This window comes from Mycobacterium sp. TH-M103 (assembly GCF_057473785.1).
The window spans coordinates 1-13,141 of the sequence record NZ_JBYCLG010000107.1; the positions used below are offsets into that span (position 1 = coordinate 1).

General features: G+C 69.6%; 9 protein-coding genes. 4 read left to right on the plus strand and 5 right to left on the minus strand.

Going from position 1 to position 13,141, the window contains the following annotated elements; all coding sequences use genetic code 11:
* Window positions 1–1,285, plus strand: a 1,285-nt coding sequence (locus AC2VOR_RS06195) for a helicase-related protein (protein ID WP_486963390.1), incomplete at its 5' end; no start/stop codon positions are given.
* Complete coding sequence (locus tag AC2VOR_RS06200; RefSeq protein ID WP_369738899.1) at window positions 1,282–2,679, plus strand: MFS transporter; 1,398 nt, start codon at window positions 1,282–1,284, stop codon at window positions 2,677–2,679. The genes AC2VOR_RS06195 and AC2VOR_RS06200, both read left to right, overlap by 4 nt.
* Window positions 2,680–2,763: 84 nt before the next feature.
* Here the strand turns inward: AC2VOR_RS06200 and AC2VOR_RS06205 are convergent, their stop codons facing one another.
* Entirely contained in the window at window positions 2,764–4,341 is a 1,578-nt protein-coding gene (locus AC2VOR_RS06205) for a mannosyltransferase (RefSeq protein ID WP_369738898.1), read from the minus strand.
* A gap of 295 nt (window positions 4,342–4,636) precedes the next feature.
* On the opposite strand from AC2VOR_RS06205, the gene AC2VOR_RS06210 reads away from it, so the two are divergent.
* Window positions 4,637–5,080, plus strand: a complete 444-nt coding sequence (locus AC2VOR_RS06210; protein WP_369738897.1) for a universal stress protein — start codon at window positions 4,637–4,639, stop codon at window positions 5,078–5,080.
* Window positions 5,081–5,093: 13 nt separating this feature from the next.
* Here the strand turns inward: AC2VOR_RS06210 and AC2VOR_RS06215 are convergent, their stop codons facing one another.
* Complete coding sequence (locus tag AC2VOR_RS06215) at window positions 5,094–5,798, minus strand: MBL fold metallo-hydrolase (RefSeq protein WP_369738896.1); 705 nt, start codon at window positions 5,796–5,798, stop codon at window positions 5,094–5,096.
* A 97-nt stretch (window positions 5,799–5,895) separates the two neighbouring features.
* Between AC2VOR_RS06215 and uvrA the strand changes: the two genes are divergently transcribed.
* On the plus strand, window positions 5,896–8,811 hold the full coding sequence (uvrA, locus tag AC2VOR_RS06220; protein ID WP_486963391.1) for an excinuclease ABC subunit UvrA: 2,916 nt from the start codon (window positions 5,896–5,898) through the stop codon (window positions 8,809–8,811).
* Here uvrA and AC2VOR_RS06225 read toward each other — a convergent pair.
* From AC2VOR_RS06225 to lysX, 3 genes are all read right to left on the minus strand, one after another.
* Entirely contained in the window at window positions 8,801–9,046 is a 246-nt protein-coding gene (locus AC2VOR_RS06225) for a hypothetical protein (RefSeq protein WP_369738895.1), read from the minus strand. The two genes, uvrA and AC2VOR_RS06225, sit on opposite strands and share 11 nt — an antisense overlap.
* A gap of 13 nt (window positions 9,047–9,059) precedes the next feature.
* A complete protein-coding gene (locus AC2VOR_RS06230) occupies window positions 9,060–10,544 on the minus strand; it encodes an alpha/beta hydrolase (protein WP_369738894.1) in 1,485 nt (494 codons plus the stop codon).
* 75 nt (window positions 10,545–10,619) lie between these two features.
* Window positions 10,620–13,141: bifunctional lysylphosphatidylglycerol synthetase/lysine--tRNA ligase LysX (lysX, locus tag AC2VOR_RS06235; protein WP_486963392.1), on the minus strand; the 2,522-nt coding region annotated here is incomplete at its 5' end.

A 13,141-nucleotide genomic window follows, 5' to 3' on the forward strand; every position in this document is an offset into this window, starting at 1 on the left:
GCTGGAAGGGCAGGGCAAGCTGCTGGAGGCCCAGCGGCTGCGGATGCGCACCAACTACGACATCGAGATGATGCGCCAGGTCGGTTTCTGCTCCGGCATCGAGAACTACTCCCGCCACATCGACGGCCGGCCGGCGGGTTCGGCGCCGGCGACGCTGCTGGACTACTTCCCGGAGGACTTCCTGCTCGTCATCGACGAGTCGCACGTGACCGTGCCGCAGATCGGAGGCATGTACGAGGGCGACATGTCCCGCAAGCGCAACCTGGTGGAATACGGGTTCCGGCTGCCCTCGGCGGTCGACAACCGCCCGCTGACCTGGGAGGAGTTCGCCGACCGGATCGGGCAGACGGTGTACCTGTCGGCCACGCCCGGACCCTACGAGCTGAGTCAGTCCGGCGGCGAGTTCGTCGAGCAGGTGATCCGCCCCACCGGCCTGGTGGACCCCAAGGTCGTGGTCAAGCCCACCAAGGGCCAGATCGACGACCTGATCGGCGAGATCCGCAAGCGCACCGACGCCGACCAGCGGGTGCTGGTGACGACCCTGACCAAGAAGATGGCCGAGGACCTCACCGACTACCTGCTCGAGATGGGCATCCGGGTGCGCTACCTGCACTCCGAGGTGGACACGCTGCGCCGCGTCGAACTGCTGCGCCAGCTGCGGCTCGGTGAGTACGACGTGCTGGTCGGCATCAACCTGCTGCGGGAGGGTCTCGACCTGCCCGAGGTGTCGCTGGTGGCCATCCTCGACGCCGACAAGGAGGGGTTCCTGCGGTCGTCGCGCAGCCTGATCCAGACGATCGGCCGCGCCGCCCGCAACGTCTCCGGGGAGGTGCACATGTACGCCGACACGATCACCGAGTCGATGAAGGAGGCCATCGACGAGACCGAACGGCGCCGGGCCAAGCAGATCGCCTACAACGAGGCCCACGGCATCGACCCCCAACCGCTGCGCAAGAAGATCGCCGACATCCTCGACCAGGTCTACCGCGAGGCGGCTGACACTGATGCCACCGATGGCGTCCAAATAGGGGGATCCGGCCGCAACTCCTCCCGCGGGCGGCGCGCCCAGGGCGAGCCCGGCCGCGCCGTCAGCGCCGGCGTCTTCGAGGGCCGCGACACTGCCGGCATGCCGCGCGCCGAGCTGGCCGACCTGATCAAGGACCTCACCGCCCAGATGATGGCCGCCGCGCGCGATCTGCAGTTCGAGCTGGCCGCCCGGTTCCGCGACGAGATCGCCGACCTGAAGAAGGAGCTGCGGGGGATGGACGCCGCCGGTCTCAAGTGACCGAGACGGCGGAAGTCGCGGGCAAGTGGCGGGACCTGCTGCGCGGCAGGTATCTGCGGACCTCGCTCGTGCTGGCCGGCGGCGTCGCGCTCTACGCCACCAACGAGTTCCTCACCAGCAGCCTGCTGCCGAACACCGTCGCCGAGATCGGCGGCGCCCGCCTCTACGCATGGGTGACGACGCTCTACCTGGTCGGGTCGGTGGTCGCCGCCACCATGGTCAACCCGATCCTGCTGCGGGCCGGCCCGCGGTCGTCGTACCTGTCCGGGCTGGGCGTCTTCGCCGTCGCCAGCCTGGTGTGCGCGGCGGCCCCCGACATGGCGGTGCTGATCGCCGGACGCGCCCTGCAAGGGGTGGCCGGTGGGCTGCTGGCAGGGCTTGGCTATGCGGTCATCAACGCGGCGCTGCCGCGGGCGTTGTGGACCCGCGGTTCTGCGCTGGTGTCGGCGATGTGGGGCGTCGCCACCGTCGTCGGTCCCGCCACCGGTGGCCTCTTCGCCCAGTTCGGCCTGTGGCGGTGGGCTTTCGTCGCGATGGCTGTGCTGAGCGCACTCATGGCCGCGCTGGTTCCGGCGGCGCTGGCCGCGTCACGCGCGGACCGCGTCGCGGCGACGCCGGTGCTGAAGGTGCCGGTGTTGTCGCTGCTGATCCTGGGGGTGGCCGCGCTGGCGGTCAGCGTCGCGCAGATCCCCCGTGACGTCGGTGCGACCGCGGCCCTGCTCGTGGCGGGCGTGGGGCTGTCCGTCCGCTTCGTGGTCGTCGACCGGCGGGCGCATGCAGCAGTGCTGCCGCCCAGCGTGTTCGGTCCCGGGCCGTTGAAGTGGGTGTACCTGGCGATGGCGGGGCTGATGGGCGCCGCGATGGTGAACACCTACGTGCCGCTGTTCGGTCAGCAACTGGCGCATTTGAGGCCGGTGGTGGCCGGGTTCCTGGGAGCGGCGCTGGCGTTCGGTTGGACGGTCAGCGAGATCGTCAGCGCCTCCCTGGACGATCCGCGGGTGATCGGGCGCGTGATCGTGGCCGCACCCATGGTGGTGGCCTCGGGCCTGGCGCTGGGTGCGCTCACCCAGCGCGCCGACGCCTCGGCTGGCATCGCCGCGTCGTGGGCGGTGGGGTTGCTCGTCGCCGGGATCGGGATTGGGATGGCCTGGCCACATCTTTCGGTGCGTGCGATGGAATCCGTCGACGACCCGGCCGAGAGCGGCGCGGCCGCGGCCGCGATCAACACGGTGCAGCTGGTCGCCGCGGCGTTCGGCGCAAGCCTGGCCGGCGTGGTCGTCAACACCGCCCACGGCGGCGGCGTGGTGGCCGCCCGGTGGCTGTTCACGGTCTTCACCGTGCTCAGCGCCGCGGGCGTCATCTCCGGGTATCGGGCCTCCCGGCGCGCGGCCTGACCGACACCGTGGCCGAGCGTGCGCACAATGTCAGCCGCACCGGCGTGTCCCCGCACAAACACGCACGCTCGCGGGGACAGCAGGTCAGCGGGTCGACTTGACCACCTGCGAGTAGTGGAACTGCCAGCGCTCGACGATGTGGAACCCGAGGTAGGCCGGGAAGCGATACGCCGGGGCATGCCCGAACGCCCCCGGTGGTAACGAGGGCCCGGCCTGGTGGTCCGGCAGTGAACCGTCCTTGTTGGTGATGGTCCAGATCGTGGAGCAGTTGTTGATCTTGGCCGTCGTAAGCCACACCGCGATGTGCCCGTCCCACAGCCAGCCCACCTTGGGCCCGTACGCACCGCGCTCGAGGTCGATCAGCGACCGGAATGCCCCCGGCCGGGTGGAGAGCAGGGCGCGGACCGGCCCGGGCCGCCAACCCACGGTGTTGTCCACCATCAGGCAGTCCCCGGGTGCGGCATGGGAGCCGATCAGATCGGCCACCTGGCTGTAGTCCCAGCCTTCTTTTGCGTACGGCCAGCGCTGGATGAACAGGTAGTTCGGCACCGCGGCGACGGCGAAAAGCAGCACCACCCCGGCGATCGGCCACGGCTCGCGCGCGATCGTGACGATGCAGACCGCCATGATGACGGCCACCGCGGGCGTGGTGAGGATCAGGTAGCGCGGGAAGTAGATCGGTTCGACGACGGCCGAGTACACGACGACGAGCCCGGTCGGGATGACGACCCACGCCGCGCACAGCAACAGCAGTCCGCGGGTCTGGCCCGCCGGGGCCGGCGCGCCGCGCCACCGGGCTGCGATCGCCGCGACGATCAGCACGGCGGTGAGGACGGCGAAGGGGACGCTGTGGTCGAAGTACTGCCGCAGGACGATGTCGAAGGCGTAGTGCCAGCTGACCGGGAAGATCCAGTTGACCTGGAAGACCTGGCCGTGGGCGAACATCAGGAAGGGTGTAATCGCGCCCACCGCGACGGTCGTGGCGATCGCCCACCGAATCACGGGCGACTTGCGGGCCCCCTTGGGAGCCAACAACGCCAGCGCGATGGCGTGCACCGTCACGAGCAGGACCAGGTTGAGGCTCAGCAGGATCGACAGCGCCAGGCCCAGCGCGTACCCCGCCCACAGACGCGCCCGGTTGCTCCGGACGGCGGCGACCAGCAATACCGTCAGCCAGATGGCCGCCGCGACGGCGAAGGCGTAGGAGCGTGCTTCCATGCCCGCCCAGGTGATGCGCGGCAGGATGGCGAACACGACACCCGCACACACCGCGGTCACCCGCGTCGTGAACTGCCGGGTGAACACCGTGACGCCGGCGGCGGCGGCGCCGACTGCCAGCGCGCTGGGCAGCCGCGACCAGAACTCCGTCGGCGGGAAGATCGCGAACCAGCCATGCATCACCAGGTAGTACAGGCCGTGCACGGCATCGATGTGGCCCAGCAGCCGCCACAACTCGGGCAGCGTGCGGTTGGCCGCCGCCGAGATCGTCGCCCCCTCGTCGAACCACAGCGAAGGCCGGCACGCCCAGGCCGCGCTGACGACGGCGGCCAGCGCGGCGACGGCCCACGGGTCGAGCAACCTGCTGCGCGGCGGGGCGCCCGCCGGGGCCCCCGCGGCCTCGGGGGACTCCGGAACCCGCTGCTCAAGGGTGTGCATGGACATGACGCTTCTCACTCTAGGGCGCTCCGGACGGCCTGGTCACCGCGCGCGGCGGGGTACCGCCGCCGCTCCTCCGCCGCAACCGTCGGAATTGGCGAAAAGACTGGTAACCCAAGGCTTCCCGCACCCGGGATGAACATTTCACGATTTGTCGTCATGGAAGATTGTCAGTCGGCCCGGCACGGGCCCGCAAACGCTGGTCACGCCACGCCACGCTGAGACGGGAATCTTTTCCCTGTGGAATGGGCAAACGCGATACTGTCATTCGTTGGCTGACCAACCGGGAATGGGAGGGTAAATGGGCGCCTATCAGGTCGTGGTGGTAGGAACCGACGGCTCGGACTCGTCGATGCGCGCGGTGGACCGGGCGGCGCAACTCGCCGGGGCCGACGCCAAGTTGATCATCGCGTCGGCGTATTTACCTCAACATCAGGACGCCCGGGCCGCCGACGCCCTGGGGGCGGAGAGCTACAAGGTGTCCGGCACCGCGCCGATTTACGCGATCCTGCGCGACGCCAAGGAGCGGGCACGCGCGGCCGGCGCCAAGAACGTCGACGAGCGGCCGATCGTCGGTGCTCCGGTTGACGTCCTGGTGAATCTTGCCGAGGAGGAGAAGGCCGACCTGCTCGTCGTCGGCAACGTCGGCCTGAGCACCATCGCGGGACGGCTGCTGGGATCGGTGCCGGCCAACGTGTCCCGCCGAGCCAAGGTCGACGTGCTGATCGTGCACACCACGTCGTAGCCGCTCACCGGCTCTAGAAGCCGCGTTCGCGCCATTCGCCCAGGTGAGGGCGTTCGGCGCCCAGCACCGTGTCGTCGCCGTGACCGGGATAGACCACGGTGGCGTCGTCGTACACGTCGAACACCCGGGTGGTGACGTCCTCGAGCAGCTGGGTGAAGTCCCCGGGCTGCCACGTCTTGCCCACGCCGCCCGGGAATAGGCAGTCACCGGTGAACAGCTGGGTGACCCCGCCGGTCGCCTCGCCGTCGAAAGCCAGCGCAATCGACCCGGGCGTGTGCCCGCGCAGGTGGATGACGTCGAACGTCAGCTCGCCGATCTGCACGGTGTCGCCGCCGGCCAGCAACCGGTCCGGTTTCACCGGCAGCGCTTCGGCGTCGATCTCGTGGGCGGCGGTCGGCGCGCCGGTCGCCTCGGCCACCGCCTCGAGCGCCTGCCAGTGGTCGAAGTGCTGATGGGTGGTCACGATCAGCGCTATCTTGGGCGCGTAGCGGCGAATGAGGCCGAGCAGCGCGTCGGCGTCGTTGGCGGCGTCGATCAGCAGGGTCTCCCCGGTCGCGGAACAGGTCACCAGGTAGGCGTTGTTGTCCATGGGGCCCACCGAAGTCTTCACAATGGTGGCGCCGGGCAGGGTGCGGCGGGCGGCGGTACCGGGGTCGACGTGACCGGTGTAAGTGTCGCTGGGCTCTTTGGGCTGTTTGGGTTCGTCCAAGGTGCTCATGTGGGTCACGTTACTGGTCCGCCGCTGCGTGTCGGTACCGGCGCATAGCATGGACTGCGCCGTTTGCGGCACAGGAGAGTTCACCGAGAGGGGCAGTGTGGCTGAACGCCTGATCGTCAAGGGCGCCCGCGAGCACAACCTGCGCGGCGTCGACCTCGACCTGCCCCGTGACGCACTGATCGTGTTCACCGGGTTGTCCGGGTCGGGCAAGTCGTCGCTGGCGTTCGACACCATCTTCGCCGAGGGGCAGCGCCGCTATGTGGAGTCGCTGTCGGCCTACGCCCGCCAGTTCCTGGGCCAGATGGACAAGCCGGACGTCGATTTCATCGAGGGCCTTTCCCCGGCGGTGTCGATCGACCAGAAGTCGACCAACCGCAACCCGCGGTCGACGGTCGGGACGATCACCGAGGTGTACGACTATCTGCGGCTGCTGTATGCGCGTGCGGGCACGCCGCACTGCCCGGTCTGCGGCGAGCGGATCGCCCGCCAGACCCCGCAGCAAATCGTCGACCAGGTCCTGGCGATGCCGGAGGGCACGCGGTTCCTGGTGCTGGCCCCGGTCGTGAGGACCCGCAAGGGCGAGTTCGCCGACCTGTTCGAGAAGCTCAACGCCCAGGGCTACAGCCGGGTGCGCGTCGACGGCGTGGTGCACCCGCTGACCGACCCGCCCAAGCTGAAGAAACAGGAGAAGCACGACATCGAGGTGGTGGTGGACCGCCTCACCGTCAAGGCCAGCGCCAAGCAGCGGCTCACCGACTCGGTCGAAACTGCGCTGAACCTGGCCGACGGCATCGTGGTGCTGGAGTTCCCCGATGATCGGGCCCATGAACACGACCATCCCCGGGAGCAGCGATTCTCCGAGAAGCTGGCCTGCCCCAACGGGCACGCGCTGGCGGTCGACGACCTGGAACCGCGATCGTTCTCGTTCAACTCGCCCTACGGCGCCTGCCCCGAATGCTCCGGCCTAGGCATCCGCAAGGAGGTCGACCCGGACCTGGTGATCCCCGACCCGGAACGCACCCTGGCCCAGGGCGCGGTCGCGCCCTGGTCGGCGGGCCACACCGCCGAGTACTTCACCCGGATGATGGCCGGCCTCGGCGAGGAGCTGGGTTTCGACGTCGACACGCCGTGGCGCAAGCTGCCGGCCAAGGCGCGCAAGGCGATCCTCGAGGGCTCCGACCATCAGGTGCACGTGCGCTACCGCAATCGCTACGGCCGAACCCGCTCCTACTACGCCGACTTCGAGGGCGTGCTGGCATTCCTGCAGCGCAAGATGGCCCAGACGGAGTCCGAGCAGATGAAGGAGCGCTACGAGGGCTTCATGCGCGACGTGCCCTGCCCGGAGTGTGAGGGCACCCGCCTCAAGCCGGAGATCCTGGCCGTCTCGCTTGCCGCGGGGGACCGCGGCAAGAAGTCCATCGCCGAGGTGTGTGAGCTGTCGATCTCGGATTGCTCGGACTTCCTCAACGCGCTCACCCTGGGTCCGCGGGAGCAGGCGATCGCCGGGCAGGTGCTCAAGGAGATCCAGTCGCGGCTGGGCTTTCTGCTCGACGTCGGACTGGAGTACCTGTCGCTGTCACGCGCGGCGGCCACGCTCAGTGGCGGTGAGGCGCAACGCATCCGGCTGGCCACCCAGATCGGGTCCGGCCTGGTGGGGGTTCTGTATGTGCTCGACGAGCCGTCCATCGGGCTGCACCAGCGCGACAACCGCCGCCTCATCGAAACCCTCACCCGCCTCCGGGATCTTGGGAACACACTGATCGTGGTCGAGCACGACGAGGACACCATCGCCCACGCCGACTGGGTCGTCGACATCGGGCCGCGGGCCGGCGAGCACGGCGGCCAGATCGTGCACAGCGGGACCTACAGCGAGCTGCTGGCCAACAAGGAGTCGCTGACCGGTGCCTACCTGTCGGGCAAGGAGAGCATCGAGATCCCCGCCCTGCGGCGTCCCGTCGACCGGAAGCGCCAGCTCACCGTCGTCGGCGCCCGCGAGCACAACCTGCGCGGCATCGACGTGGACTTCCCACTCGGTGTCCTGACCGCCGTGACCGGTGTGTCCGGCTCGGGCAAATCCACCCTGGTCAACGACATCCTGGCCGCGGTGCTGGCCAACCGGCTCAACGGCGCCCGGCAGGTCCCGGGCCGCCACACCCGCGTCACCGGGCTGGATCACCTCGACAAGCTGGTGCGCGTCGACCAGTCGCCGATCGGCCGCACCCCGCGCTCCAACCCGGCCACCTACACCGGGGTGTTCGACAAGATCCGCACCCTGTTCGCGGCCACCACGGAGGCGAAGGTGCGCGGCTACCAGCCCGGTCGGTTCTCGTTCAACGTCAAGGGCGGCCGCTGCGAGGCCTGCACCGGTGACGGCACGATCAAGATCGAGATGAACTTCCTGCCCGACGTGTACGTGCCCTGCGAGGTGTGCCACGGCGCCCGGTACAACCGGGAGACCCTCGAGGTGCATTACAAGGGCAAGACGATCTCGGAAGTGCTGGACATGTCGATCGAGGAAGCCGCGGAGTTCTTCGAACCGATCAGCGGCATCCACCGCTACCTGCGCACGCTTGTCGACGTCGGACTGGGTTATGTCCGGCTCGGCCAGCCCGCGCCGACGCTGTCCGGCGGGGAGGCGCAGCGCGTCAAGCTGGCCGCCGAGCTGCAGAAGCGTTCGACCGGGCGGACCATCTACATCCTCGACGAACCCACCACCGGGCTGCATTTCGACGACATCCGCAAGCTGCTCAGCGTCATCAACGGCCTCGTCGACAAGGGCAACACCGTCATCGTCATCGAGCACAACCTGGACGTGATCAAGACGTCGGACTGGATCGTCGACATGGGCCCCGAGGGCGGTTCCGAGGGCGGAACCGTTGTCGCGCAAGGCACTCCGGAGGACGTCGCCGCGGTCCCGGAAAGCTACACCGGCAAGTTCCTCGCCGAGGTCGTCGCCCGCGCTCCGGCCCGCGCCCCGCAGCGGCCCGGCCGACGGCGCAAGGTCACGGCCTGAGTTCGTCGCCGTCGCGCATCGACTCGCGGATCTGCGCCAGCCGCTCGGCCGCCGCGCGGGCGCGCCGGGCGTACTGCTCCTCGACCGACCGCCCCTCCGGTGACTCGGCGTCGAGTTCCGCCGCGCCCAGCGATCTCGCGTAACGGTCCTCGATCTTGTCCCGGACGGAGTCGAACGTGGGCACACCGGCGTCGTCGTAGCCGGCGTCGGCCGTGGCTTCCGGTTCGTCGGGCATGCGAGCGCGGCGGCTAGTTGGGGGCGCCGCTGGAACGCTGGGCCGGGACCACCACCGGGGCGTTGGGCGCGCCGGCACCGGAGGTGCCGGGTAAGGGCATCCGCGGCACGCCGGGGGTGCCGATGTGCCCGGACAGCCAGGGCAGTGCCGCCGCGAAAGCCCGGTCGGCGAAGGACCAGTCGTGCCTGCCCGGCTGGGGGACCACGGCGCAGTCGATCCCGTTGGCGCGGCCCAGCGCGCACAGCGAATAGGCGGCCGCGGTCTGGTTGGTGGGGTTGGCCGCGGCGTTGCGACCGGCGAGACGCATGGCGCCGGTGTCGGTGATCGCCACGCCACGGCGCGGTGTCGACGGGCCCTCCGAGGAGATCGCGAACCACCCGGCTACGCGGCTGTAGGGACCGTGCCGGGTGATCACCGTGGTGGGGTCGAATGCCGCCCAGGCGTCGGCGTTGCCGCCGAACAGGCGGGCGATCGTCTGCGCCCTGCTGCCGGCGTTGGGGGTGAGGTCGCCGGCGATGTCGACGAAGGTGCTGAACATCTCGGGGTGCATCACCGTGAGGTCGACGGCGCAGGTGCCGCCCATGGACCAGCCCGCGACGCCCCAGTGCGAGCGGTCGGGGCTGACACCGAACGTCGAGACCATAAAGGGGATAACGTCTTTGGTGAGATGGTCCGCCGCGTTGCCGCGCACCCCGTTGACGCACTCGGTGTCGTTGTTGAACGCGCCGCCGGAATCCACGAAAACCAGCACGGGGGCCTTGCCGTCATGGGCATCCGCGAACTCGTCGATCGTCTTGACCGCGTTGCCCGCACGCGTCCAGTCCGCGGGCGTGTTGAACTGTCCGCCGATCATCATCACCGTCGGCAGCTTGGGCGGCGGGCTGGTGGCGAACCAGTCGGGCGGCAGGTAGACCAGCTCACCGCGGTGCTTGAAATGCGATGCGACCGAGGGGATCGTCACCGGCAGCACGCTGCCGTGCGAAGGTCGGGTGCCTTTGGCCGCCATCGCGGTGACCGTGGCCTGGTCGGTCTGGTCGGGCAGCGGCCCGGAAACGATTTGGTTCCAAGCGGATTCGACGGTGGGGAAGTAGCCGGCCCACAGGTTGACCGCCAGCGCGGCGCTGAGCAGACACAAGGGCACGGCGGCCAGCGCCGCGCCGCGTCGCCAGCGGCGCGCGGTGCGCCAGCCCAGCAGGAGCACGGCCGTGGCCGTCCCGGTCAGCGCAATCCAGACCCATACCGCCGACGGCGCTGGGTCGTTGGAAAGACCACGGTCGGCGACGTACCAGTGTGTCGCATACGCCGCGGCGCCGCCGAGCAGTACCGCCCCCGGCAGCCACACCGTGCGCCAGCGCCGCGATCGCCGGCCGGCGGCCAGCGTCAGGACCGCGGCGGCGAGGACCTGGGTGGTGAGGGGCACCCAACCATGCATCAAAGAGGTGTGCCCACTTGCCATCAACTGCGCCGCGGCGTGGTTGGACGCTGTCACGTGGATCATTGTGAGCCATCGTCAACCGCGATGGAACATGTTCACCCGATGTTCGCTGTGGAATCGTTGGAAGTCGCCGCCCCGCTAGTGCGGCTTGGCCAGCGGGAAGGGCAGGGTCTCGCGGATGCTGCGGCCCGTGATCAACATGACGACGCGGTCGATGCCCATGCCCATCCCGCCGGTCGGCGGCATCGCATACTCCATGGCCTGCAGAAAGTCCTCGTCGAGCTGCATCGCCTCGGGGTCCCCGCCGGCGGCCAGCAGCGACTGCTCCTGCAGGCGGCGCCGCTGCTCGACCGGGTCGGTCAGCTCGCTGTAGGCGGTGCCCAGCTCCACCCCCCACGCCACCAGGTCCCAGCGCTCGGCGACGCCGGCGCGGCTGCGATGCGGCCGGGTCAACGGCGACACGGACGTCGGGAAGTCTGTGTAAAAGGTCGGTTGCTCGGTGCGGTCCTCGACGAGGTGCTCGTAGAGTTCGAGCACCACCGCGCCGGCATCCCAGTGCGGTCGGTAGGGAATGTGCGCGGCGTCGCACAGCTTGCGCAGCGAGGCCAGGGACGTGTCGGGTCCGATGTGTTCTCCGAGAGCGTCGGACACCGCGTCGTGCACGGTCCGCACCGGCCACGCCCCGGAGATGTCGACCGGTTCGAGGGCGGCGCCGTGGGTGCCGCCGCGGGGCCGCATCACGATCTGCTCGCCGTGGGCGGCCTCGGCGGCGTTCTGGATGAGTTCGCGGCAGCCGTCGATCCACGCCGTGTAGTCGGCGTGCGCCTGGTATGCCTCCAACAGCGTGAACTCGGGGTTGTGGCTGAAGTCGACGCCCTCGTTGCGGAACGCCCGGCCGAGCTCGAACACCCGCTCCACACCGCCGACGCACAGCCGCTTCAGGTAGAGCTCCGGCGCGATGCGCAAGAACAGGTCCATGTCGTAGGTGTTGCTGTGGGTGACGAATGGGCGGGCGGTGGCTCCGCCGTGGACCTGCTGCAGGATCGGGGTCTCGACTTCGATGAATCCCTTGGCGTACAACGTTTCCCGCACGGCACGTACGACGTTGCTGCGCGCCTTGATCAGCTCGCGTGACTCGGGGTTGACCGCCAGGTCGACATAGCGGGTCCGCACCCGGGCCTCCGGGTCGGTCAACCCCTTCCATTTGTTGGGCAGCGGCCGCAGGCACTTTCCGACCATCCGCCAGTCGTGCACGATCAACGAGCGGGTGCCCTTTTTGCTGTAGCCCATGTGCCCGGTCATCTCGACGAGGTCACCGAGGTCGACGGCGCCGGTGAAGTCGGCGGTCCGTCCGCCGCCCAGGCATGAATTGTCCAGCAGCACTTGCATTTCGCCCGACCAGTCACGCAGCTGGCTGAACAGCACCCCGCCGTAGTCGCGGACCCGCAGGATCCGCCCCGCCACCGAGATGGTCTCCTGGTCGCCCGCGTCGAGCGCCTGGGCGATCGTGTGACTGGGCGGAGACCCGACGGGGTAGGCGTCGATGCCGTTGCGCTGCAGGACCTTCAGCTTGGCTAGTCGCACCCGCACCTGCTCGGGTAGGCGGGCCCGCTCCGCGTCGGCGCCCGCGCGACGCAGCCCGCTGACGTCGGGCGCCGATCCGTCGGGGTGCAGCAGCCCCGACTCCGCGAGCCGAGGCGGCACGGCGGGGTGGTGACCCGTATGCGTCTCGTTGCGCCGGCTGAACGGCAACACCAGGAAACCCTCGGCCATCGCCGAGGCGACCCCGACCCGCGGGATCAGTCGGGCGTCTTCGTAACAGGCGTAGCGGGGGACCCATTCGGGTTGGTATTTGACGTTCGAGCGGTACAGAGTCTCCAGCTGCCACCACCGAGAGAAGAACAACAGGAAGCCACGCCACAGCCGCGCAACCGGACCGGCGCCGAGCTGGGCCCCCTGTTCGAACGCCGCGCGGAACATCGCGAAGTTCAGGGAGACACGGGTGATGCCGAGCTGTTCCCCGTTGAGGGCCAGGTCGCTGACCATCAGCTCGATGGTTCCGTTGGGGGACTGCGGGGAACGGCGCATCAGGTCCAGCGACACACCGGTGGTTCCCCACGGAACCAGCGACAGCATCGCGACGACGTCACCCCCTCGGTCCAGCGCCTCCACAAATAGGCAGTCCCCGTCGGAGGGGTCGCCGAGCCGGCCGAGCGCCATCGAGAATCCGCGCTCGGAGGAGGTGTCGCGCCACGCGTTGGCGCGTTCGATGGTGTCGGCCATCTCGTCGGCGGAGATGTCGCGATGCCGCCGGATGCGCACCGTGAGCCCGGCCCTGCGCGCGCGGGTGACCGCCTGGCGCACCCCGCGCATGTCGGGCCCCGACAACCGGTAGTCAGCGGTGCGCAAGATGGCCTCGTCGCCCAGCTCCAGCGCGTTGAGGCCGGCTTCACGAAAGGCCTGGGCCCCCTCCGAACTTGCGCCCATCACGCCGGGCGCCCAGCCGTATGTCTTGCAGAGGCTCAACCAGGCGGCGATGGCCTGCGGCCAGGCTCTGGGGTCGCCGATCGGGTCGCCGCTGGCCAGGCAGACCCCGACCTCGACCCGGTAGGTGATGGCGGCGCGGCCGCTGCTCGCGAACACCACCGACTTGTCGCGGC